Genomic DNA, 19612 nt, shown 5'->3' on the forward strand with positions numbered 1-19612 from the left:
AACTCGATGAAGCTTCGGCATGCAGGTCTCGCCCTGCTGGCGATCCCCTTGGCCCTCACGAGCGCCTGCTCGACCGGCGGGTCGAGCCCCCAGGTGGCCTCGCTGCAATCCCCCGGCGGATCATCCACACCCAGTGCATCGACGCCCGGTGACCAGGCGTTGGCCTTCGCCCAGTGCGTACGTGCGCACGGCGGTTCGGCGCCCGATCCCGGCGCTGAACCCAGCAGCGGCGGACATTTGATCACGATGAGCCCCGCAGACCTCAAAGCCAACCAGGCCTGCTCATCTCTGCTCAACACTGGCCAGGATTCGGTCAAGGCCAACGAGGACGCGCGCAAGGCCGACCTGCAGATGGCGGCGTGCATGCGCAAGAACGGCATCAGCAACTGGCCCGACCCGCTTCCACCGGGCAGCAGCCCCGCTCGCCCGGCTGACGGCGGTTCGGTGATGACCGATCTCGGCGGCACGTTCGTCCTGCCTCCCGACATCAAGATGTCCAGCCCCAGGGTCCAGAAGGCGCAGTCCGTGTGCCAGCCCGGCATGACTGGACACTCGTTCTCCGCCACTGCCGGCTCAGCCGGACACTGAGCATGAGTTCGCCAACCAGATCCGGACCAAGGCGCTGGGCGCGATGGATCGTCGCGCTCACACTGGTGGCCACGACCGCTGTTGTAGCGACCGCCGTCGTCCTGCTTCGTCGTGGCGATTCGGCCACGTCCTCGTCGGCACCGAAGGTGGCCACGGCGGCCGTCGTCAGGCAGACGCTGACAGATCATCAGGCGCTCAGTGGTGTGGTCGGCTTCGGTCCGACCACACCACTGAACAACCAGATGACCGGCACCTTCACCTGGCTCCCTCAGCCGGGTGCCGTGGTCGGCAACGGTCAGCAGCTGTACCGGGTCAATGACACTCCCGTGACCGACATGACCGGCACCATGCCCGCCTATCGCGCCATGGCCGCGGACATGACCGGCCCCGACATCGCCCAGCTGAACGCCTCCTTGCGGGCTCTGGGTTACCTGTACGGCAACCCCGGCGACCGGTACACCGCGCAGACGACGGCAGCCGTGAAGGCCTGGCAGAAGGCCATCGGCGTCGAAGCCACCGGAACCGTGGCCCTCGGCCAGGTGGTCTTCACCCCGGCGGCGGTCCGCATCGCGACGGTGACTCCGACGCTCGGCGCGCCGGCAGCCCCGGGCGCCCCGGCTTTCACCACCAGCGACGTCGCCGCCCAGGTGACCGTGACCACCGACGCAGCCAACCGGCGATACTTCAAGATCGGCGAGTCCGTGACCGTCGGCCTTCCTGACGGAAGCTCCGTCCACGCGAAGATCGTCTCCATCGGGCCGATCGTGTCGCCCGCCCAGGGCAGCAACAACGGACCGACCGTCAGCGCGCAGGCGGCGCTGACCGATCCGAAGGTGGCGGCAGCGTTCCAGGCGGCGACAGTCGACGTCACGATCAACACCGCAGAGCACGCCAACGTGCTCACTGTCCCGGTCACGGCACTGCTCGCGCTGCGCGAAGGCGGGTACGCAGTCGCGGTCGACGACACGACCGGACGCCACCTCATCGGAGTCTCCGTCGGCCTCATCGTCGGCGACACCGTCGAGGTCTCGGCCAAGCACCTGTCGCCCGGCATGAAAGTCGAGGTCGGATCCACGTGAGCGAGACCGTACTCGAATTCGAGGACGTCACCCGGTCGTACGGCGACGTGACCGCGCTGTCCCACGCGAGCCTGTCGGTCCGCGCCGGCGAACTGGTCGCGGTCCTCGGTCCGTCGGGGTCAGGCAAGACCACGTTGCTGCACCTGGCCGGAGCGCTCGACAAGCCGACCTCGGGGCGGGTGTCGGTCACCGGACTCGATCTGGCGCGCTTGTCCGATCGCGATCTCGCCGGGCTGCGCAGTCAGCGGATCGGATTCGTCTTCCAACAGTTCTTCCTGGCACCCGGGCGTACGGCCCTCGACAACGTCGCAGACGGGCTGCTCTACACCGGCAGATCTCGCAGCGAGCGGCGGCGGCGAGCAGCCACCGCGTTGGATGAGGTCGGCATGGGCAGACGCTCCGGGCACCGACCCCACCAACTGTCCGGCGGCGAGAAGCAGCGCGTGGCCATCGCCCGGGCGATCGTGGGCGAGCCAGCGCTTCTGCTGGCCGACGAGCCGACCGGCAATCTCGACAGCACCAACGGCGCCAAGATCGTCGATCTGCTTCACACCCTCAACGAGAAGGGCACGACCATCGTCATCATCACCCACGACCGCGATGTGGCAGCCAGCTTTGACCGACAGATCCATCTGCGCGACGGGCAGGTCCAATGAGCCGCTCCGGCCGGGCGGAGTCGCCGTCCGCAGTCCTGCGCACGAACGATCTCGTACGCATCGCCCTGCGCGGCGCTGTCGGCCGCCCGCTGCGCGCCGTGCTCTCGATCCTCGGGATCGCGATCGGCGTCGCTGCACTGGTGACCATCGTCGGGATCTCCGACGCCAACCGGGCCCACCTCAATGCCCAACTCGCCGCTCTCGGACCCGACCTGCTCAGCGTCTCTCCCGGCCAGACCCTCGACGGGAAGACGGTGCCGCTGCCCGAGACGGCGCCGGCGATGATCTCCCGGATCGCCCCCGTCACCAAGGTCGCTGCCATCGGCACCACCAAGGCGACCGTCTACCGGACCAGCCTCGTCCCGCCGGGCCAGACGGGCGGCTTGTCGGTCGCCGCCACCACGACGAATCTGGCAGCTGCGCTGACCACCCACCTCGTCTCCGGGCGGTGGCTGGCCGGCGGGTCAGCGCCCCTGCCTGAGGTCGTCCTCGGCGCCACGGCAGCCCAGCGGCTCGGGATCGGCGCCGCGTACCAGGGAGCCCGTGTCTACATCTCCGGTCACTACTACGCGGTCGTCGGCATCCTGGCCCCGATCCCGCTCGCCCCTGAGGTCGACTCGTCCGTGCTGGTCTCCTGGAACACGGCGAGTGCGCTCCTCGGGTTCGACGGCCACCCGACGACGATCTACGTCCGCTCCCACGAGTCGGCCGTCTCAGAGGTACGCGCGGTCCTCGCCGCGACCGCCACCCCTGCTCAGCCGGGCGGCGTCAGCATCAGCCGACCGTCCGACGTCCTCGCAGCAAAGGCGGCCACCGACAGCGCACTGAACTCACTGATCATCGTGCTGGCCGCCATCGCGCTGCTCGTCGGCGGCATCGGCGTCGCCAACACCATGATCGTCGCCGTCCTCGAACGTCGACAGGAGATCGGGTTGCGTCGCGCGCTCGGCGCCAGGAAGTTCCACATCACCACACAGTTCCTGACCGAAGCCTCGATCCTGGCCCTGATCGGTGGTTGCGTCGGAGCCGCCCTCGGCGCTGCGGCCGCAGCCGGCGTCGCCATCGAACGCGGCTGGCCCGTCGTCCTCCCGTGGACGCCGCTGCTCGGCAGCCTCGCCACCACGGCGTTCATCGGTCTTGCTGCTGGTCTCTACCCCGCCGTCAAGGCAGCGCGGCAGCAGCCGACCAGCGCGCTCACGGGATCCGGCTGAGAAGGGACATCGCGCACACGTGGCGGTCCGGTCAGCACGGCGCCGCGAACGTCCAGCCGCGCGCGCAGTGAGATCGCGGAGGATCTGCTTCAGGGTTGCGCGGAGTTCCTCGCGCGTGGAGCGCCCGGCAGCGATGCCGGTCAACGCCGTGCCAGACGACCCACAGGCTCCCCAAAGAGACGGCTCAGGTTTGTGTCGGAGACTTGTGCCCGTCACACTGACCACTAGCGCGACCACCTCGGACCGGGTCCGCAGCGCCCCTGCGTCCGGAAAGGTGAGTATGAGCGCCCATTCGGCATCAGGTGCCCCGACACCTCCGGACGACTCCGCCGCAGCGCGCATCGTGCACCGCTCCGAGCCACGGGGCTGGCCCAAGCAGGTACGCGGAAAGCGTCGCAAGCGCACCCACCCGTGGGCGAAGGCCGTCCTCGTCACCGCACTGGCCGTACTCGTCTCGCTGGCGATCATGTACGGCACCAGCAAGCACCCGCTGCAGACCGTCATCGGCCACCTGGACGCGATCGTCATCATCGGCGGTCTCGTCGTCGCGATCGCAGGCATGGCCGCCTTCCGGATCAACCACCGCCGCTGGGTCAAGGCCGCCGTCGCTGTGTTCGCGGTGGCGCTCCTCGCGCTGGACGGCGTCGGCTATCTCAAGATCAAGGCCCTCACCGACAACATCGTCGCCGGCAAGAGCCTCAGGGATCTCCCGATGCCGGCCGACCCAACCCACGGACGGGCGGTCAACATCCTCGTGATGGGCACCGACACCCGCGACTGCAAGGGCTGTCAGATCGACAACCAGCACGGCGGCGGCGGCTCGGACACCACGATCCTGATCCACATCTCCGCCGACCGCACCTGGGCCGAGGGCATCAGCATCCCGCGCGACTCCATGGTGGCCCGGCCAGCCGGCTGCCAGGACTCCAGCGGCCACACCTACGGCGCCGCGAGCCCGGTGATGTGGAACGCTGCGTACGACATCAGCTACTTCTGCACGATCAAGCAGTTCGTCGCCACCACCGGCATCCCGCTGAGCCACTACGTGATCGTGAACTTCGCCAGCTTCCAGTCGATGGTGGATGCGCTCGGCGGCGTCAATGTCTGCCTCCCGCAGAAGTTGGACGACAGCGTCGCCAACATCCACTTCCCCGCCGGCAACCAGCGGCTCACCGGCCTCCAGGCCCTGCAGTACGTCCGCGTCCGACACGGCATCGGTGACGGCTCCGACCTGGGGCGTACGCACCGCCAGCAGGCGTTCATCGGCTCGATGGTCCGCGAGGCGATGTCGGGCAGCACCATGAGCGACCCGGCCAAGCTCTACAACTTCCTGACGGCCGCCACCAAGGGCCTCGAGATGGACCCCGAGTTCAAGAACCTCTCGACCCTGACCGGTGTGGCGGGCTCGCTGCGCACCATCGGGTTCAGCAACGTCCAGTTCATCACCATCCCGTTCGAGGCGTACCCGCCGGACCACAACCGGATCCAGTGGGCGCAGCCCCAGGCTCAGCAGATCTGGGACGACATCCGCAACGACAAGCGCCTCAGCGCCGACCTGTCGAGTGTGGCCATCACCGCCACCCAGGTGCCGACGGGCAAACCCTCCCCCTCGACGACGAGCAAGCCGTCCTCGACCAGCAAGCCGTCCTCCTCCCCGACTCCGAGCAACAAGCAACTGCTCCAGTCCGTCGGCCTGTGCTCGTGAGCCTGCGATGACCGAGTCGGAAGCGGAACGCAAGGCGCGCCTGGACCGGATCTTCGGGGACACGGAGCCGAGTCAGACCTCGGACGACCGCGATCCGTCCCCGGACAGCAACGACCAGAGCCTGCGGGAGAACGTCCCGCCCCATCACGGCTGAGGTCCACCGGCCCGTGAGGCACCTCGCGAGGCCGTCGGTAGGCTCAGCGGCATGAACGCGGCCATCGTCGTCGAAGGCGTACTCGGCGTCGTCGCGCTCGGCACCGCAACGGACGCGTACCTGATCCGTCGCCGGCTCAAGCGGTCAGAAGAGCACGTCCAGGTCCTCGAGGCGGCTCTGCGCAGCAACGAACCCCAGGTCAGGCTTCTGGACGGCAAGACCCGCGCCATGGCGCGTACGGTCGCCAACTCGGTGCTCCAGACAGCCGAACGACTCCGCGACGGCGGCGTCACCCGACTGCTGTCCTCCAGCCTCGACGACCTCGCCACATGGGTGACGGCGGACCAGAAGGCGATCGAGCGGATCGCGGCCCCCGACGGCACGGTGACGCTGTTCTTCAGCGATATCGAGAACTCGACCTCGATCAACGAGCACATCGGTGACAGCGCCTGGCTGCGTACGCTCAAGGATCACGAGACGATCGTGCGCTCGGCGATCGAGGCGCAGTCCGGCCACGTGGTGAAGAATTCCGGTGACGGCTTCATGGCCGTCTTCCGCGACCCGTTCGCAGCGGTGACCGCCAGCACCGACATCCAGCGCAAACTCGCCGCCCACAAGCGACTCGTACGGATCCCGGTGCGGGTCCGGATCGGCCTGCACAGCGGACCGGTCGTATCCCACGAGGGCGACTTCTTCGGGAAGAACGTGGCCATGGCGGCGCGCGTGGCCGACAAGGCCTCCGGCAGCGAGATCCTGGCCTCTGAGGCGGTTCGCGACGTGCTCACGGCCGCGCACACCAACGTACGCATGACGGCCATCGCCGAGGTCGAACTCAAGGGCCTCAGCGGTACGCACCGCCTCTGGCGAGTCTCGTACTAGCGACCCGCGGCTCGCGCCGCACACAACTCAGGACACACGACGGTCCGAGGGGAATATGCCCTCAGCTCGCCACATGTCCTGCATTGCTTGCGCGCGCGTCGGGCCGCGACGAACTAGCGACTGGCGGCGTGCGCCGCACTCTCGGCGGCAGTCTTGATCCGGAAGATGGTCTGGGCCATCCCCTGCTCGAGCTCGTCGGCGTGCTCCTCGTTGCCGCCCAGCGCCACCGGCGCGAAGCCCTTGCTGAGCAGCGTGAGCTTCTTGAGCACGGGGCGACGGTGCACGAGCCGGGTGCCACCGTCCTCCGCGGAGAGCTCGTAGATCCACGTCGCGCCGCTGGTCTTCGTGTCCCAGGCGAGCGCCTTGCCGGGCTCGAAGGCCGACACGACGTTGCGGCTGGGCCAGATCACGGCCTTGCGGCGGTTGATCCCGAGGTAGGTCTGCCCCAGGCGCAGGCCACCGGGGAGCAGCGGAATCATGGTGAGGAGTTCAGGACTGCCCTCAGCCATCTTCTTCAGATCGGTGAGCACAGCCCACACAACCTCGGGCGAGGCGTTGATGAACGTTTCTGCACGGAGTTCGCGATCAGCGGTCACGCCGATGACATTAACGCGCAGCGATCCCGTCGTACATGACTCGCCGGAGAGCCGCGCTCAACCGACGCTGATCGGCGGGATCCGGGTTGTGCACAGCCGCCAGAGCCGAGCCGAGGATCATCCCGTTGATCGCACGCGCGGTGCCGTCGATGTCGAGGTCGGCGCGGAGGTAGCCGAGCTCGACGCCGTGACGCAGGTAGTCCGCGGTGAGGCCGGCAGCCATCTCGTTGAACTCCAGGATCCGCTGCCCCATCGCGGTGTCGATGCCGGGGGCCTCGAGGATGATCATCCGCGGGATCCGCGGGTCCTCGAGCAGGATCCGGCCGAGCGCCTCACCGATCCGTTGGGACTGGTCGCGGTACGCCTCGAGCGTGCTGACCGCCTCGGGCGCATTGTCGGCAGCCAGGGTCTCCAGGATCTTGGCGACCAGGTCGTTGATGACATGCTCGACGATGTCCCGTTTGTTCTCGAAGTAGCGGTAGAACGTGCCGTGCCCGATCCCGAGTCGCGCGGCGATGTCCGCGATGCCGGTGGCGTGGTAGCCGTTCTCGACGAAACACGTGAACGCGGCGTCGATGATCTCGCGGCGCAATTCGGCCTTGCGGCGCTCGGCGAGGGACATGGTCACGAGGGCAAGACTATTGCCTCGCGTCCCGAAATGACATACCGTTCCGCATATGACATGTAATTCCGCACGCCGCGGCCTTGCGCTGGGATGTGGTGGAACCCTCGGGTTCGCCTGGTCCGTGGTGGCGCTGGATCTGGTCGAGCAAGCCCTGGGATGGGACGCACGCGATGCCGTCGCGATCGCCGGCACGTCCGCCGGCTCGGAGCTGGCCGCAATGCTCGGCTCGGGCGTCTCCACCGGCGACATCCGCGCCACCCTGGAAGGCAGTGGCCGCAACGACCTCGTGGCCGCCCACCTCGCGTACCACCCGGGCATGGTCCCGCCGGTCCCCGCTCCCAGACTCCCCCACCTCGGTCTGGCAGCGGGCCTGTTGACCGGGCGTACGCAACCGCTCATCGGCGCCTCCGCCCTGCTCCCTCGCGGCCGCGGCGACGCGTCCTGGCTCCGCACCCTCGGGGACACCCTGCAGAACGAGCACGGCTGGGTCGACCACCCGGCCACCTGGCTGATCACCGCCGACGTACGCACCGGCGAGCGGGTCGCCCTCGACGCCGACTCGGGCGCGTCGCTGGGCGAGGCGATCGCCGCGTCGTGGGGCATCCCGGGTTGGTTCCCGCCGGTCCGCATCGGCGACCGCGACCTGATGGACGGCGGCGCGTACTCGACCGCCTCGGCGGATCTGCTCCTCGATGCCGACGTCGACGAGGTCGTGATCATCGCGCCGATGACCAGCCACGGCGGCGCGGCCGGGCGCGGCTGGGCTCGCGCCGAGCGAGTGCTGCGTGCCGCGATGACCAAGCGGCTCGACGCCGAAGTGACGTTGCTCGAGAAGGCCGGCGTACGCGTGATCCGGATCGAGCCGACCGCCGCCGAGTTGGACGCCATGGGACCCAACTTCATGGACCTGCGTCGCCGTGAGGCGACCATCGCGGCAGCCGCTGCGGCGCTCCCCACCACCATCAACGGCATCCTCGAAGGAGCCATCGCATGAGCTACCCCACCATCTCCCTCAACGGCGCCAGCGTCGCGATCACCGGCGGCGCCCAGGGCATCGGCCGGGCCACCGCCGAACTGCTCGCCGCGCGCGGCGCCAAGGTCGCCATCGGTGACCTCAACGTCGAACTAGCCGGCGAGGTGGCCGACGCGATCGGCGGGATCGCCCACCAGCTCGACGTCCGCGACAAGGCCGGCATGGAGATGTTCGTGGCCGCGGCTGAGGCCGCCCACGGACCGCTGGACGTCTTCATCAACAACGCCGGCGTGATGCCGAACGGTGGCTTCCTCGAACTAGACGAGGCCACCGACCGGATGCAGTTCGACATCAACGTCTTCGGCGTCATCAACGGCATGCGTACGGTCCTGCCCGGCATGGTCGAGCGCGGCCGGGGCCACGTGGTCAACGTCGCCTCGCTCGCCGGCAAGTTCCCGATCAAGGGGCTGGCTGTCTACAACGGCACCAAGTTCGCCGTCGTCGGACTGACGGCCGCGACCCGGCTCGAGTTCGCCGAGCACGGCGTCAGCATCAGCGCGATCCTGCCGTCCGCGGTCGACACCGCGCTGGCCTCGGGCCTGGACATGCGGCCGCTGCCCAAGGTGAAGCCGCAGGCCATCGCCGAGGCGATCGTCGACTCGGTCAGCACGCGCCGCGCCGAGACCGCGGTTCCCGGTTACGTGGGACGGCTGGCCGACGTCGCCGCGATGACCCCGGAGCCGGCCCTGAAGGCACTGCGTCGCCTCGTGCGTGACGACCGCGCCCTGCGCCCTGACACCGCCGACCGCAGCGCCTACCGTGAAGCCCTCACCGGACAGAAGGAATCCCGATGACCTCCCAGACGAACACCCGCACCCACGACGCCGTCATCGTCGGCGCCGGCTTCGGCGGCATGGGTGCCGCCATCCAGCTCCAGCGCTCCGGGTTCTCCGACATCGTCATCCTCGAGCGCGAGGACGACCTGGGCGGCACCTGGCACGTGAACCGCTACCCGGGCCTCGCGGTCGACATCCCGTCCCCGACCTACAGCTACTCCTTCGAGCCCAACCCGTACTGGACCCGGCTGTTCGCGCCGGGAGCCGAGCTCAAGGCGTACGCGACCCACGTCGCCGAGAAGTACGACCTCACCCAGTACATGCGCTTCGGCCAGTCGGTGGAGAGCGCCACCTGGGATGAGAAGGCCAGGCGCTGGACCGTGCGTACGTCCGCAGGCGATGAGATCTCGGCGACCTTCCTGATCACCGCCACCGGTTTCCTGTCCCAGCCGAAGATGCCGGACATCAAGGGCATCGAGTCCTTCAAGGGCAAGGTCATCCACACCGCCGACTGGGACGACTCGTACGACCTCACCGGCAAGCGCGTCGCCCTCATCGGGACCGGCGCCACCGCCGTCCAGTTGATCCCGACGATCGCGGACCGCCTCAAGGAGTTCACGGTCTACCAGCGCACCGCGATCTGGGTGAGCCCGAAGATGGATGCCGCGATCCCGGGCTTCGCGAAGTCGTTGTTCGCCAGGCTCCCGCTCTCGCAGCGTGCGGTACGCCTCGGCGGCACCTCGATCCTCGAGGTCCTGATGGTTGCCGGCGTGCTGCACTACGGCAGCGTCCCGGCCGCCAACAAACTCGGCGAGGCCCTGTGCCGGGCCCACCTGCGCCGCGAGGTCAAGGACAAGGACCTGCGCGCGAAGCTGACCCCGGACTACTCGTTCGGCTGCAAGCGCCCGACCTTCTCCAACACCTTCTACAAGACGTTCGCCACGGGCAGGGCCCGCCTGGAAACGACCCCGATCGATCACGTCGAGAAGGACGGCATCGTGACGGTGGACGGACACAAGACTGAGATCGACGTCCTCATCTGCGCCACCGGGTTCGACATCTGGGAGACCAACTTCCCGGCTCTGGAGATCATCGGCAAGGGCGGGCGCAACCTCGGTGAGTGGTGGCGCAGCACCCGCTTCCAGTCGTACGAGGGCATCGCCCTGCCGTCGTTCCCGAACTTCTTCTCACTCAACAGCCCGTACTCCTACAGCGGCCTGTCGTACTTCACGACCGTGGAGGCGCAGATGAAGCACATGGCGCGCCTGCTCGCACACATGGACAAGCGCGGCGCGAGCACCTTCGAGGTCACCGAGGAAGCCAACGACGCGTTCATGGCACGGATGACCGAGAACCTGCAGGACAGCGTCTTCGCCCAGGGCAGCTGTGCCACATCGCGCAGCTACTACTTCACCAGCAAGGGTGAGACGCCATTGCTGCGGGCAACCTCGACGATCAACGCCTTCCGTGAAGCGGGATCCTTCCCGCTGACCGACTACGCCTTCGCCTGACGTCAGGCTCATCGATGAGCCGGCCGCCACGGGACCGTACCCCTGCGAATCGTCCGAACGTTCGGATGGCTCGTCGACCGGGCGTCCGAACGTTCGGACGATTCACGGACAGGGCTCGGGAGGCGGGCTGACCGCGGAGGCCCGACGCGGCTGAAGCGTGCCTCAGCCGCCGGTGGTCGACAGGACCGCTGCGGCACAGGCCACCGGGTCGTCCTCGAACGGAACGTGCCCGCACGAGGCCAGATCGAGGTGGCGCGCGAACGGCAGGATCTTTCGCGCCCGCCTCGCCTGGGTCCAGTAGGTGAGGACGAGGTCCCGGTCGCCCCAGGCGATCGTCGTCGGGATCTGGGGCAGTTCCCCCGGCTCATCGGCGTCCGTCAGGACGTACGCCTTGAAGCCCTCGAGGGCCTGCGCCGTCCCGGTTGCGCCCATGAAGCCGTCGAGGTGGAGGCGAGCGGTCGAGGCCGCCATCCGTACCGGGTGAGCGATGAACAGTCCAAGGGTCAGCGCCCTGATCGGCCCGAGACGGAGCCCCGCACGCAGCAGTCGTCCGGCCACCGCGGTCAGCGCCCCGAGTGATTTGAAGAGCACCTGGCTCCAGCCCAGTCCGGGCTTCTGCCAGAACCCGATCGGCGAGAACGCCGTCACCGACCCGGCGACGCCTCGTCGGCCGAGTTCGAGCGCGATGCCGCCGCCCATCGAGTTCCCGACCACGTGCGGCTTGACGATGCCCTGCTCCGCGAGCCAGCCCTCGAGCCAGTCAGCGAAGCCGTACGGACCCGGCACGACACCGTCCTGCAAGGGCGAGAGGCCGAACCCGGGCAGATCGATCGCGATGACCTCGTGATGCGCCGCGAGCGCGTCGATGATCGGCTCGAAGGCCTGCCAGCGACTGCAGATCCCGTGCACCAGGACGACCGGCGTACCCGATCCGCGGCGCTCGACATTGACGGTCACGCACGGACCCCCTGAGGGGCAGCGGTGTAGTCGTCGAGCTTGAAGACGGCCCGGCGGCGGTACTCGGTCGACAGCCCCGGCCAGTTCAGGGTGATCCGGCCGTCAGCCTGTCGGTACCACGACGTGCACTCGGTCCACACGCTCGTGGAGAGCCGCTTCTGGGTCTCCTCATCGAATGCATCGGCGAGTTCGGCGCGTACCTCCAACGGCTCGCCGGCCTCAACCAACGCCCGGACGTAGTCCTTGACGTACGCCGCCTGGGTCTCCAGGAAGAAGATGACGGATCCGCCGCCCGTGTTCGTGTTGGGGCCGTACATGATCGCCATGTTCGGGAAGTTCGGGACAGTGAGGCCGAAGTACGCCTGGGCGCCGATTGACCACTGGTCGGCCAGTTCGATGCCACCACGGCCGCGGAACGTGATCGGCGCCAGGAACTCGGTCGTCGTGAAGCCCGTGCCATAGATGAGCACATCGACCTCGTGGTCGACTCCGCCGACAGTGCGTACGCCCGTGGGGGTGACCTCGGCGACCTCATCGGTGATCACATCCACGTTCGGCTGCGCGAGCGCTGGAACGTAGTTGTCCGAGAGCAGGATCCGCTTGCACCCGATCGGGTAGTCGGGCCAGATCTTCTCGAACAGCCCCGGCTTCGCCGAGGCCTGCTTCTTCATGTGCCGCCGACTGACCCGCGACATCACGGCCGCCATCGGCCTGGCGTACAGGATCGAGGTGGTGACGAACTCGAGATAGCCCCACCAGCCGACGCGCTCGGCACGCTGGGTGAAGGGCAGCTTCTCGAAGACCTTGTGGTGCTGGGGGCCGTAGGCCGCATCCATCCGCGGGAAGATGTACGGCGCCGTGCGCTGGAACAGCGCCAGGTGGGCGACCTGCTTCTGGATCTGCGGTACGAACTGGATCGCGCTCGCTCCCGTCCCGATCACCGCCACCCGCTTGCCGCCCAGGTCAACACTGTGATCCCACTGCGCCGAGTGGAAAGCCGGGCCTGCGAACGTGTCGAGGCCGGTGATCCGCGGCAGCGCCGGTCGGGACAGTTGGCCCATGGCCGGCACCAGCACGTCGGCGACCAGTTCCGAGCCGTCCTTGAGGATCACGTGCCACTGGCCGGATCCGTCATTCCACTCCGCGGCGACCACCTCGGTGTTCGTACGCACGTGTCGCCGCACGTCGAAGTCCTCGGCGACCTGGCGGGCGTAGTCCAGGATCTGCGGCTGCGGCGCGTACCGCTTGCCCCAGGCGGGGTTGGGCGCGAAGGAGTAGGAGTAGAACGGCGATGGCACGTCGCAGGCAGCGCCCGGGTAGGTGTTCTCGCGCCACACTCCCCCGACGTCATTGCCCTTCTCCAGGATCGCGATGTCGTCGTACCCGGCCTTCTTCAGCTCGATCGCGGCGGCGATGCCGCCGAAGCCGGCTCCGATGATGACGATCGAGGGTGATGAGTTCGACACGATTCCTCCGGGACGGGAGCACTTATGACCGGCGGTCATATGACCAGTGGTCATACTCTAGGGTGAGCACAGCCGAAATCGCAAGAGTGTGGAGGACCGATGCCGACTCCGACCTGGGAACGCCTCGATCCGGCGCGTCGCAACGCCGTGATCGCCGCGGCTGAGGACGAGTTCGCCGAGCACGGGTTCTCCAGCGGGAGCCTGAACGCGATCGCCCGCAACGCCGGAGTCGCGAAGGGCAGCTTGTTCCAATACTTCACCGACAAGGCCGACCTCTACGCCTACATGGCTGAGCGTGCCTCCACCCGCGTACGCGACGCAATGGCCGAACACATCGCGTCCGCCGACTGGGCTGGCGACTACTGGGGGGCGATGACCGACCTGCTCGTCCACTGGCAGGCCTACTTCTTCACTCACCCGCTCGAGCGGGCTTTCACCGAGGCAGTCAACCTCGAGTCCGAGCGCGCCGCTCGGCCTGCAATCCGACGGGCGGTCAACGACTTCTACATCGACTCGTTGCGCCCGCTGCTGACCCTGGGACAGGATCTCGGCGTGGTCGGTCGGGACACCGACATCGAGGCCGTCCTGGCCCTCCTTCTGATGGTCCTCCCGCAGGCCGCGTTGGCGCCCCACAACGCTTACCTCGACCCGCTGCTGGGTCTGGGCGACGCGGATCCAACGGTCCGCCGTCAGGGCATCGACCGGATCATCGCCCTGCTGCGGGCGATGGCCGCCTGATCAGTCGTGCGCGGCAAGGAAGGCCGCGACCGCCGGCCAGGACTGCGTACGCGCTCCGGCCGAGGCGATCAGACCCAGGTGGCTGAGCCCGTCGACCGCGACGTACTCCGCCGAAGCTGCCTTCGGGAAAGCGCGTACGCCGGCCTCGACGCACGGACCGGCCACGATCGCATCGGTCTTCGAGCCCACGAACAGCAACGGCACCCGCAGGCGGTCGGTGCGCACGGTGACGCCCTTGCCGAGGTCGAGTACGCCCCGGGCGATCTCGTTGCGGACGACGATCCGGGTGTGCAGCTGGTGATAGAACCGGCCCGGGTAGCCGGGCATGTCCGACATGAAGGCATCGATCGCGCCTGAGCGCGCCAGCGCCTCCCGATCGCCGAGGTTCTTCAGCAGGAACCACGGCTTCTTGAGTTCGCGCGTCGGCGCCATCCCTCGGTAGAGCGCCTGCACGAGGACTGCCGGGACGCCGCCCAGCAGACCGGTGCCGGCCGTCATCACGGTGCTGCCGAGCCGGTCGTCGAGCCAGCGCAACGGCGCCGCAGCCGGGTTGAATGCGTAGTCGATCGGTGCGCCCAGGGCGACGACCGACGCGATCAGGAGCGTCGGCTCGGAGGCCGCGGTCAGCAGGGCCATCTGGCCGCCCAGCGACCAACCGGCAAGGTGGACGTCGCTGCCGTCGTGACGAGCGGAGATCGCCCGGATCGCGCTCGGAATGATCTCCTGAAGCCAGTCCTCGTACCCCATCGCGCGATCGGCGAACCGGATCGCGCCGTAGGAGATGACGTACGTCGGGCGGCCCGGCGTACCGCTCTCGAAGCCGGTCAGGTGCGCCACCATGCTCTGCTCGGGGCGCAGGTCCCAGCATCGCGCCGGGACGGCCAACGGGGTCACCAGCAGCACCGGCTTGCCGGTCTGAACTGCGGACGGTGCGAACTGCCTCAACAACGCGTGCGGCTCGTCGTACACGGTCTCCGACGGGGTCGGCTGACTGTCGTCGACGCCGCCGCCCCACCAGGACACGTCCCAGGCATTGCGCGCGGTCTGGGCCGCGGCCCGGGTCCTGGTCAGGATCTGCATGACAGCAGGCTAGGTACGGGCTGTCCCGGCGACCCAAACGTCAGGGTGTGGTCTCGACCACGATCCGGGGCGGGGTGGCCAGGCTCTGGCCGACGACGCAGTAGCGCTCGGTCATCCGCGCCAGACGATCCGCCGTTGTCTCATCCACGCCCTCGACCCGGATCGTGACGACGACGTCCTGCACCCCGACCGGCGCTTCCCGGTCGACGCCGAGGGTGCCGCGAATGTCGAAGTACCCGGTCGCCGAGACGCGTATGTCCCCCAACCGAACGTCCAGCGCGGTGGCAACGCTGCGCAGAGTCACCCCCGCGCAGGCAGCGATGGCCTCCAGCAACATGTCACCGGAGCAGGCATCGTCGGTACGCCCGCCGGCCGCGGCGTGCAGGCCTGCTCGTACGGGCCCGGCGAAGCCGTCGATGGTGCAGGTGATCGGCTCGTCCCGGAAATCGCCGTGCGCCCGAAGCGGTATCCGGGCCGTCTCGGGGTCGGCCCGGTACTGCTCCTTCAGCGGCGCTTGCCGCGCCCGCAACTCCGCCGCATCCATGCGCCCACTATCCGGGGCCACGGACCGGCCGACAAGGGTCAGGCGGCCTCGAGAGCAGCCTTGATCCGTTGGACGTTCTCGGCGCTCTGCTTGCGGAACCTGCGCTCGAACAACGGGAACATCAACCGCATCGCGCCGTGTGGTTGGGCGTAGAAGGCCACATCCAGACGGGTGGTGTCGGCGTCGGCGGGACCGCACGTGAACGTGACGGTCACCTCCAACGGCCCGTCGTTGTGGTTGGTCATGTGGTTCGGGCGGTCGTACTCGGTGGTCTCCACCTCGATCACCGGACTGCCCTTCCACTGCGCGCGCCAACGACTGCCGACGCCGATGGGACCGTCGCTGAGCTTCTCGACGGACTTGATCTCGGGATTCCATTCCCGCTCGTTCTCGCGCTCAGCGACGTAGTCGAACACGCGCTCGCGAGGTGCGGCGATCACCGCGGAATTCACGAACAGAGTCATACCACCGGCGTACGCCTGCGCCGGTCGTTCGTCAAGGGGCAAGTCGCAGCGTGCGCCACCCGTCGCCCTCGCGTACGTAGACCAGCCGGTCGTGCATCCGCGAAGACCTCCCCTGCCAGAACTCGATCGTCTCCGGGCGTACGCGGTAGCCGCCCCACTCCGGAGGCACAGTGACCTCGGCGCCACCGAACATGTCCTCGGCCTCCCGGTACGCGGCTTCGAGTTCGTCGCGACCGGTCACCGGCCGCGACTGGTGTGACGCCCAGGCGCCGAGTTGGGAGCTCCGCGGGCGAGTGGCGAAGTACGCAGCCACCTCGGCGTCGGTGAGCGTCTCGACCGTCCCCTCGATTCGTACCTGTCGCTCCAACGGATGCCACGGGAAGAGCAGCGCTGCCCGGGGGTTGGCCGCCAGGTCCTCCCCCTTGCGGGAGGCGAGATTGGTGAAGAACACGAAGCCCTCGTCACTGACGCCCTTGAGCAGCACCATCCGCGCGCTGGGCTGCCCGTCGGCCGAGGTGGTGGCCACGACCATCGCGTTCGGTTCCAGCAGTGCGGCCGCCTCCGCGTACCACCGGTCGAACAATTCGAGCGGTGAGGCCGTGAGATCTTCCTCGCTCAGACCCGCCCGGGTGTACTCCCTGCGCGCAGCGGCCAGGGTCTCACCGGTCTCCATGCTGGCCAGCGTAAGACGGCTACCCGTGAGTAGTGCAGAATCGACCCGACGACTTTTGCACACCCAAGGAGGAGCGTCATGGTGGAGGTTCATCACGGCCTCGAAGGAATCGTTGCTTTCGAGACGACGATCGCCGAGCCGGACAAGGAAGGCTCTGCGCTCCGCTACCGCGGTGTGGACATCGAGGAGCTCGCGGGACGCGTCCCGTTCGAGAACGTCTGGGGTCTGCTCATCGACGGTTCGTACACTCCCGGCCTGCCGCCGGCCGAGGCGTACAGCCTGCCGGTGCACACCGGCAACGTACGCGTCGACCTGCAGTCCGCGATCGCGATGCTGGCTCCGGCCTTCGGCTTCAAGCAGACCTACGACAGCACCCCGGAGGAGGTCCGCGAGGACCTCGCCCGCGCCGCCGTGATGGTGCTCTCGTACGCCGGGCAGTCGGCCCGTGACATCCACGAGCCGGTCGTCCCGCAGCGCGAGGTCGACAAGGGCACGACGCTGGCGGAGAAGTTCCTGATCCGTTGGCGGGGCGAGGCCGACCCGAAGCACGTCAAGGCCATCGACGCGTACTGGTCCTCGGCCGCCGAGCACGGCATGAACGCCTCCACCTTCACCGCCCGCACGATCACCTCCACGGGTGCCGACGTCGCGGCCGCTCTCTCCGGCGCCATCGGCGCCATGTCCGGCCCGCTGCACGGCGGTGCCCCGTCGCGAGTCCTCGGCATGATCGAGGACGTCGAGAAGTCGGGCGACGCCGAGGCGTACGTCAAGAAGCTTCTCGACGACGGCGAGCGCCTGATGGGCTTCGGCCACCGTGTCTACCGCGCCCAGGACCCGCGTGCCCGCGTGCTGCGGCGTACGGCCAAGGAGCTCGGCGCTGCCCGCTACGAGGTCGCCGAGGCGCTGGAGCAGGCCGCGCTGAAGGAACTGCGTGAGCGTCGTCCGGACCGCGTCCTGGAGACCAACGTCGAGTTCTGGGCGGCCATCGTCCTGGACTTCGCCGAGGTCCCGGCGCACATGTTCACCTCGATGTTCACCTGCGCGCGCACCGGTGGCTGGTCCGCGCACATCCTCGAGCAGGTCAAGACCGGTCGCCTGATCCGCCCGTCGGCGGTGTACGTCGGCCCGTCGACCCGGCCGGCCGACTCGATCGACGGCTGGGACGCCAACTGGGGCAAGTGACCCACGAAATGAAGGGGCCCGACCGCCGAGTGGTGGTCGGGCCCCTTCATTTCTGTCTGCCTAACGCAGAGTGCTCACATCGATGGCGCCCGCGGGAGCGGCCACGCTGACGGGCTGGTTGAGGTCAGTCAACGTGAACGTGTTGCCTCCACCGATGATGCCCACCACGGTGTGCGGAGGCGTCGCCGTCACGTCGATCTCACCCTTCTTACCACCATCGACCGCGCTGAGCCGGACCACCGATTGGCCGCCCACAACGCCGGTACCGAGAACACCCGTTGCACGTGGACGATCCTTCGCCGTCGCATTCTTGCTCAGGAGTTCGAGCAACTGGCAGCCCTCCTGGATCTGGGACGAGTCCGCGCTCGGGAACCCGGTCAGCCATTTGCCCGCGAAGAGCGTCGCGGCAGCTGAGCCACCGATCGTGTTCCAGAAGGCCGCGCCGGCATTCATGTAGGCGACACCGCCGTCGACAACGAACTGAACCGATGCGCCCTTCACCACCATCGTGCCGGTGCAATGCTTCGCATCGCTGATCTTCACATCCATCTTCACGGTCTTCCCAGAGCGGACAATGGTCGCCTGGACCCGGGCGGTCTTCACAGCACGGAGACCGGCGAATCCGTCAGTCGCGATCGTCGCCGGCGCCGTTTTGGAATACGCGATCGCAGGGTCGGGAGCCGCGGCCTGGCCGCCTCCGCAAGCGGTCAGAGCGAGTGAAGCGGCGACAAGGGTCCCAAGAGCGATGCGCATGCCGAAAATGTTGTCAGATGGACGGGCCGTCCGCTCGGATTCGGTGGCTTCACATGGCGAGGCGCTTCGCGAAGCACCGCACCAGTTCGGCCTCCGCGTAGTGCCCGAACGGTGCGACCTCGACGTACCCGGACGACAGATAGAGGGCGATCGCCTCCGGCTGAAGGGACCCGGTCGACAGCACCATCACCTCATGACCCGCCGCGACTGCTGTCGACTCCAGGTGCGCCAGCATCGTCCGGGCATGGCCCTGACGCGCAGCTTCAGGGACGACGTACATCCGCTTGATCTCGGCGGTGTTGTCCGACCCGAGACGCTCGACTCCCTCGGCACGCCAGGCTCCGGTCGCGACCGGAGCATCGGCGAGATAGCCGACGAAGAAGGCCCCGGCGGGTGGGGTGAACATCGAGGGGTCCATGGTGTCGTCGTCGGCGCCGCCGTACCGCTCGACGTACACCTGCTGGACGCGCGCAATCAGGGCCTGCGCGTCACCATGGGTGTACGCGACCTCCCGGATCTCCAGTTCAGCGAGCAAGCGGGGCTCCGCAACCCTCACAGGTCCTCGCGCCGGGCTCGTTGAGCAGACCGCAGGCAGGACACGTACCGCTGCCGGTGTCGCGGACAGACACATCCTCACGTCCGATGGTCGAGGTGAAGCAACTGAACCCGATGAGCATTCCGATCGCTCCCCCGCCGATCAGCACAAAGCCGGTGAAGCTGTTCCCCGAGTTGGTGGCGTCGTTCATCTGCTGAGTGAAGTCCGACGGCGTCACCGGAGTGCTGCTGAGCTGGCCGATTCCGTACGCCACCGCCCCGATGCTGAGCAGGACGAGCACGCTTCCGATCACCCGCAGCCCCGATCGGCGGTTGGCCTTCTCGTCGATCTGCTTCGGCGGAATGGCCATCTGGACTCCTCATCGGTGTCGGTCGGTCCGACTGGGA

Annotated in this window: 23 protein-coding genes; 12 read left to right on the forward strand and 11 right to left on the reverse strand. The window is 68.2% G+C overall.

Annotation, left to right across the window (positions count from 1 at the left end; all coding sequences use genetic code 11):
- Positions 1-6: 6 nt before the first annotated feature.
- The 7 genes from KCTC_RS05985 to KCTC_RS06010 all read left to right on the forward strand — a co-directional run bounded on the left by KCTC_RS05985 (position 7) and on the right by KCTC_RS06010 (position 6272).
- A complete protein-coding gene (locus KCTC_RS05985; RefSeq protein ID WP_125567676.1) occupies positions 7-588 on the forward strand; it encodes a hypothetical protein in 582 nt (193 codons plus the stop codon).
- A gap of 2 nt (positions 589-590) precedes the next feature.
- A complete protein-coding gene (locus KCTC_RS05990; RefSeq protein ID WP_125567678.1) occupies positions 591-1667 on the forward strand; it encodes a peptidoglycan-binding protein in 1077 nt (358 codons plus the stop codon).
- The gene (locus tag KCTC_RS05995; protein WP_125567680.1) at positions 1664-2323 is read left to right on the forward strand and encodes an ABC transporter ATP-binding protein; all 660 of its coding nucleotides are present in this window, start codon (positions 1664-1666) and stop codon (positions 2321-2323) included. Before KCTC_RS05990 ends, KCTC_RS05995 begins: the two co-directional genes overlap by 4 nt.
- Positions 2320-3534 carry an ABC transporter permease gene (locus tag KCTC_RS06000; protein WP_125567682.1) on the forward strand — a complete coding sequence of 405 codons (1215 nt, stop codon included), beginning with the start codon at positions 2320-2322 and terminating at the stop codon, positions 3532-3534. The genes KCTC_RS05995 and KCTC_RS06000 overlap by 4 nt, the downstream gene beginning before the upstream one ends.
- Before the next feature lie 280 nt (positions 3535-3814).
- Entirely contained in the window at positions 3815-5239 is a 1425-nt protein-coding gene (locus tag KCTC_RS06005; protein WP_164512494.1) for an LCP family protein, read from the forward strand.
- Between the two features lie 7 nt (positions 5240-5246).
- Positions 5247-5393, forward strand: coding sequence for a hypothetical protein (locus tag KCTC_RS14660; protein ID WP_164512495.1), 147 nt, complete (start codon positions 5247-5249; stop codon positions 5391-5393).
- 51 nt (positions 5394-5444) lie between these two features.
- The gene (locus KCTC_RS06010) at positions 5445-6272 is read left to right on the forward strand and encodes an adenylate/guanylate cyclase domain-containing protein (protein ID WP_125567686.1); all 828 of its coding nucleotides are present in this window, start codon (positions 5445-5447) and stop codon (positions 6270-6272) included.
- A gap of 113 nt (positions 6273-6385) precedes the next feature.
- Here KCTC_RS06010 and KCTC_RS06015 read toward each other — a convergent pair whose 3' ends face one another.
- Complete coding sequence (locus KCTC_RS06015) at positions 6386-6868, reverse strand: SRPBCC family protein (RefSeq protein ID WP_164512496.1); 483 nt, start codon at positions 6866-6868, stop codon at positions 6386-6388.
- Positions 6869-6878: 10 nt separating this feature from the next.
- The gene (locus KCTC_RS06020; protein ID WP_125570046.1) at positions 6879-7490 is read right to left on the reverse strand and encodes a TetR/AcrR family transcriptional regulator; all 612 of its coding nucleotides are present in this window, start codon (positions 7488-7490) and stop codon (positions 6879-6881) included.
- Between the two features lie 55 nt (positions 7491-7545).
- Here KCTC_RS06020 and KCTC_RS06025 point away from each other — a divergent pair, with 55 nt between their 5' ends.
- From KCTC_RS06025 to KCTC_RS06035, 3 genes are read left to right on the forward strand one after another with little or no spacing between them, the layout of a single operon-like run.
- Positions 7546-8487, forward strand: coding sequence for a patatin-like phospholipase family protein (locus KCTC_RS06025; RefSeq protein ID WP_125567690.1), 942 nt, complete (start codon positions 7546-7548; stop codon positions 8485-8487).
- The gene (locus tag KCTC_RS06030; RefSeq protein ID WP_125567692.1) at positions 8484-9320 is read left to right on the forward strand and encodes an SDR family oxidoreductase; all 837 of its coding nucleotides are present in this window, start codon (positions 8484-8486) and stop codon (positions 9318-9320) included. The genes KCTC_RS06025 and KCTC_RS06030 overlap by 4 nt, the downstream gene beginning before the upstream one ends.
- The gene (locus KCTC_RS06035) at positions 9317-10813 is read left to right on the forward strand and encodes a flavin-containing monooxygenase (RefSeq protein WP_125567694.1); all 1497 of its coding nucleotides are present in this window, start codon (positions 9317-9319) and stop codon (positions 10811-10813) included. Before KCTC_RS06030 ends, KCTC_RS06035 begins: the two co-directional genes overlap by 4 nt.
- Positions 10814-10975: 162 nt before the next feature.
- Here the strand turns inward: KCTC_RS06035 and KCTC_RS06040 are convergent, their stop codons facing one another.
- A complete protein-coding gene (locus KCTC_RS06040) occupies positions 10976-11770 on the reverse strand; it encodes an alpha/beta fold hydrolase (RefSeq protein ID WP_125567696.1) in 795 nt (264 codons plus the stop codon).
- Positions 11767-13236, reverse strand: coding sequence for a flavin-containing monooxygenase (locus KCTC_RS06045; protein ID WP_231998853.1), 1470 nt, complete (start codon positions 13234-13236; stop codon positions 11767-11769). Before KCTC_RS06045 ends, KCTC_RS06040 begins: the two co-directional genes overlap by 4 nt.
- A 99-nt stretch (positions 13237-13335) precedes the next feature.
- Here KCTC_RS06045 and KCTC_RS06050 point away from each other — a divergent pair, with 99 nt between their 5' ends.
- Positions 13336-13974 carry a TetR/AcrR family transcriptional regulator gene (locus tag KCTC_RS06050; protein ID WP_125567700.1) on the forward strand — a complete coding sequence of 213 codons (639 nt, stop codon included), beginning with the start codon at positions 13336-13338 and terminating at the stop codon, positions 13972-13974.
- Here the strand turns inward: KCTC_RS06050 and KCTC_RS06055 are convergent, their stop codons facing one another.
- From KCTC_RS06055 to pdxH, 4 genes are read right to left on the reverse strand one after another with little or no spacing between them, the layout of a single operon-like run.
- Positions 13975-15054, reverse strand: coding sequence for an alpha/beta hydrolase (locus KCTC_RS06055; RefSeq protein ID WP_125567702.1), 1080 nt, complete (start codon positions 15052-15054; stop codon positions 13975-13977). It abuts the gene before it with no gap.
- Between the two features lie 40 nt (positions 15055-15094).
- A complete protein-coding gene (locus tag KCTC_RS06060; protein ID WP_125567704.1) occupies positions 15095-15598 on the reverse strand; it encodes an OsmC family protein in 504 nt (167 codons plus the stop codon).
- A gap of 38 nt (positions 15599-15636) precedes the next feature.
- Positions 15637-16062, reverse strand: a complete 426-nt coding sequence (locus KCTC_RS06065; RefSeq protein WP_125567706.1) for an SRPBCC family protein — start codon at positions 16060-16062, stop codon at positions 15637-15639.
- Positions 16063-16093: 31 nt separating this feature from the next.
- Positions 16094-16735, reverse strand: coding sequence for a pyridoxamine 5'-phosphate oxidase (gene pdxH / locus KCTC_RS06070; protein WP_125567708.1), 642 nt, complete (start codon positions 16733-16735; stop codon positions 16094-16096).
- A 78-nt stretch (positions 16736-16813) separates the two neighbouring features.
- Between pdxH and KCTC_RS06075 the strand changes: the two genes are divergently transcribed.
- Positions 16814-17917 carry a citrate synthase 2 gene (locus KCTC_RS06075; protein WP_125567710.1) on the forward strand — a complete coding sequence of 368 codons (1104 nt, stop codon included), beginning with the start codon at positions 16814-16816 and terminating at the stop codon, positions 17915-17917.
- A gap of 60 nt (positions 17918-17977) precedes the next feature.
- On the opposite strand, the gene KCTC_RS06080 is transcribed toward KCTC_RS06075, so the two are convergent.
- From KCTC_RS06080 to KCTC_RS06090, 3 genes are read right to left on the reverse strand one after another with little or no spacing between them, the layout of a single operon-like run.
- Positions 17978-18670, reverse strand: a complete 693-nt coding sequence (locus KCTC_RS06080) for a hypothetical protein (RefSeq protein ID WP_125567712.1) — start codon at positions 18668-18670, stop codon at positions 17978-17980.
- A gap of 49 nt (positions 18671-18719) precedes the next feature.
- Complete coding sequence (locus KCTC_RS06085) at positions 18720-19205, reverse strand: GNAT family N-acetyltransferase (RefSeq protein ID WP_231998854.1); 486 nt, start codon at positions 19203-19205, stop codon at positions 18720-18722.
- Positions 19195-19575, reverse strand: coding sequence for a zinc ribbon domain-containing protein (locus KCTC_RS06090; protein ID WP_125567714.1), 381 nt, complete (start codon positions 19573-19575; stop codon positions 19195-19197). Before KCTC_RS06090 ends, KCTC_RS06085 begins: the two co-directional genes overlap by 11 nt.
- Positions 19576-19612 lie beyond the last annotated feature (37 nt).

The organism is Nocardioides baekrokdamisoli (assembly GCF_003945325.1).
Classification (GTDB): Bacteria; Actinomycetota; Actinomycetes; order Propionibacteriales; family Nocardioidaceae; genus Nocardioides; species Nocardioides baekrokdamisoli.

What these genes read in the sequence shown, in the direction of transcription:
- KCTC_RS06060 (WP_125567704.1), bottom strand. Translation starts at nt 15,598, where the DNA reads ATGGATGCGGCGGAGTTGCGGGCGCGGCAAGCGCCGCTGAAGGAGCAG.
- KCTC_RS06035 (WP_125567694.1), top strand. Translation starts at nt 9,317, where the DNA reads ATGACCTCCCAGACGAACACCCGCACCCACGACGCCGTCATCGTCGGC.
- KCTC_RS06075 (WP_125567710.1), top strand. Translation starts at nt 16,814, where the DNA reads ATGGTGGAGGTTCATCACGGCCTCGAAGGAATCGTTGCTTTCGAGACG.
- pdxH (WP_125567708.1), bottom strand. Translation starts at nt 16,735, where the DNA reads ATGGAGACCGGTGAGACCCTGGCCGCTGCGCGCAGGGAGTACACCCGG.
- KCTC_RS06090 (WP_125567714.1), bottom strand. Translation starts at nt 19,575, where the DNA reads ATGGCCATTCCGCCGAAGCAGATCGACGAGAAGGCCAACCGCCGATCG.
- KCTC_RS06005 (WP_164512494.1), top strand. Translation starts at nt 3,815, where the DNA reads ATGAGCGCCCATTCGGCATCAGGTGCCCCGACACCTCCGGACGACTCC.
- KCTC_RS06000 (WP_125567682.1), top strand. Translation starts at nt 2,320, where the DNA reads ATGAGCCGCTCCGGCCGGGCGGAGTCGCCGTCCGCAGTCCTGCGCACG.
- KCTC_RS06020 (WP_125570046.1), bottom strand. Translation starts at nt 7,490, where the DNA reads ATGTCCCTCGCCGAGCGCCGCAAGGCCGAATTGCGCCGCGAGATCATC.
- KCTC_RS05990 (WP_125567678.1), top strand. Translation starts at nt 591, where the DNA reads ATGAGTTCGCCAACCAGATCCGGACCAAGGCGCTGGGCGCGATGGATC.
- KCTC_RS05985 (WP_125567676.1), top strand. Translation starts at nt 7, where the DNA reads ATGAAGCTTCGGCATGCAGGTCTCGCCCTGCTGGCGATCCCCTTGGCC.
- KCTC_RS06065 (WP_125567706.1), bottom strand. Translation starts at nt 16,062, where the DNA reads ATGACTCTGTTCGTGAATTCCGCGGTGATCGCCGCACCTCGCGAGCGC.
- KCTC_RS06055 (WP_125567702.1), bottom strand. Translation starts at nt 15,054, where the DNA reads ATGCAGATCCTGACCAGGACCCGGGCCGCGGCCCAGACCGCGCGCAAT.
- KCTC_RS14660 (WP_164512495.1), top strand. Translation starts at nt 5,247, where the DNA reads ATGACCGAGTCGGAAGCGGAACGCAAGGCGCGCCTGGACCGGATCTTC.
- KCTC_RS06025 (WP_125567690.1), top strand. Translation starts at nt 7,546, where the DNA reads ATGACATGTAATTCCGCACGCCGCGGCCTTGCGCTGGGATGTGGTGGA.
- KCTC_RS06010 (WP_125567686.1), top strand. Translation starts at nt 5,445, where the DNA reads ATGAACGCGGCCATCGTCGTCGAAGGCGTACTCGGCGTCGTCGCGCTC.
- KCTC_RS06030 (WP_125567692.1), top strand. Translation starts at nt 8,484, where the DNA reads ATGAGCTACCCCACCATCTCCCTCAACGGCGCCAGCGTCGCGATCACC.
- KCTC_RS06080 (WP_125567712.1), bottom strand. Translation starts at nt 18,670, where the DNA reads ATGCGCATCGCTCTTGGGACCCTTGTCGCCGCTTCACTCGCTCTGACC.
- KCTC_RS06050 (WP_125567700.1), top strand. Translation starts at nt 13,336, where the DNA reads ATGCCGACTCCGACCTGGGAACGCCTCGATCCGGCGCGTCGCAACGCC.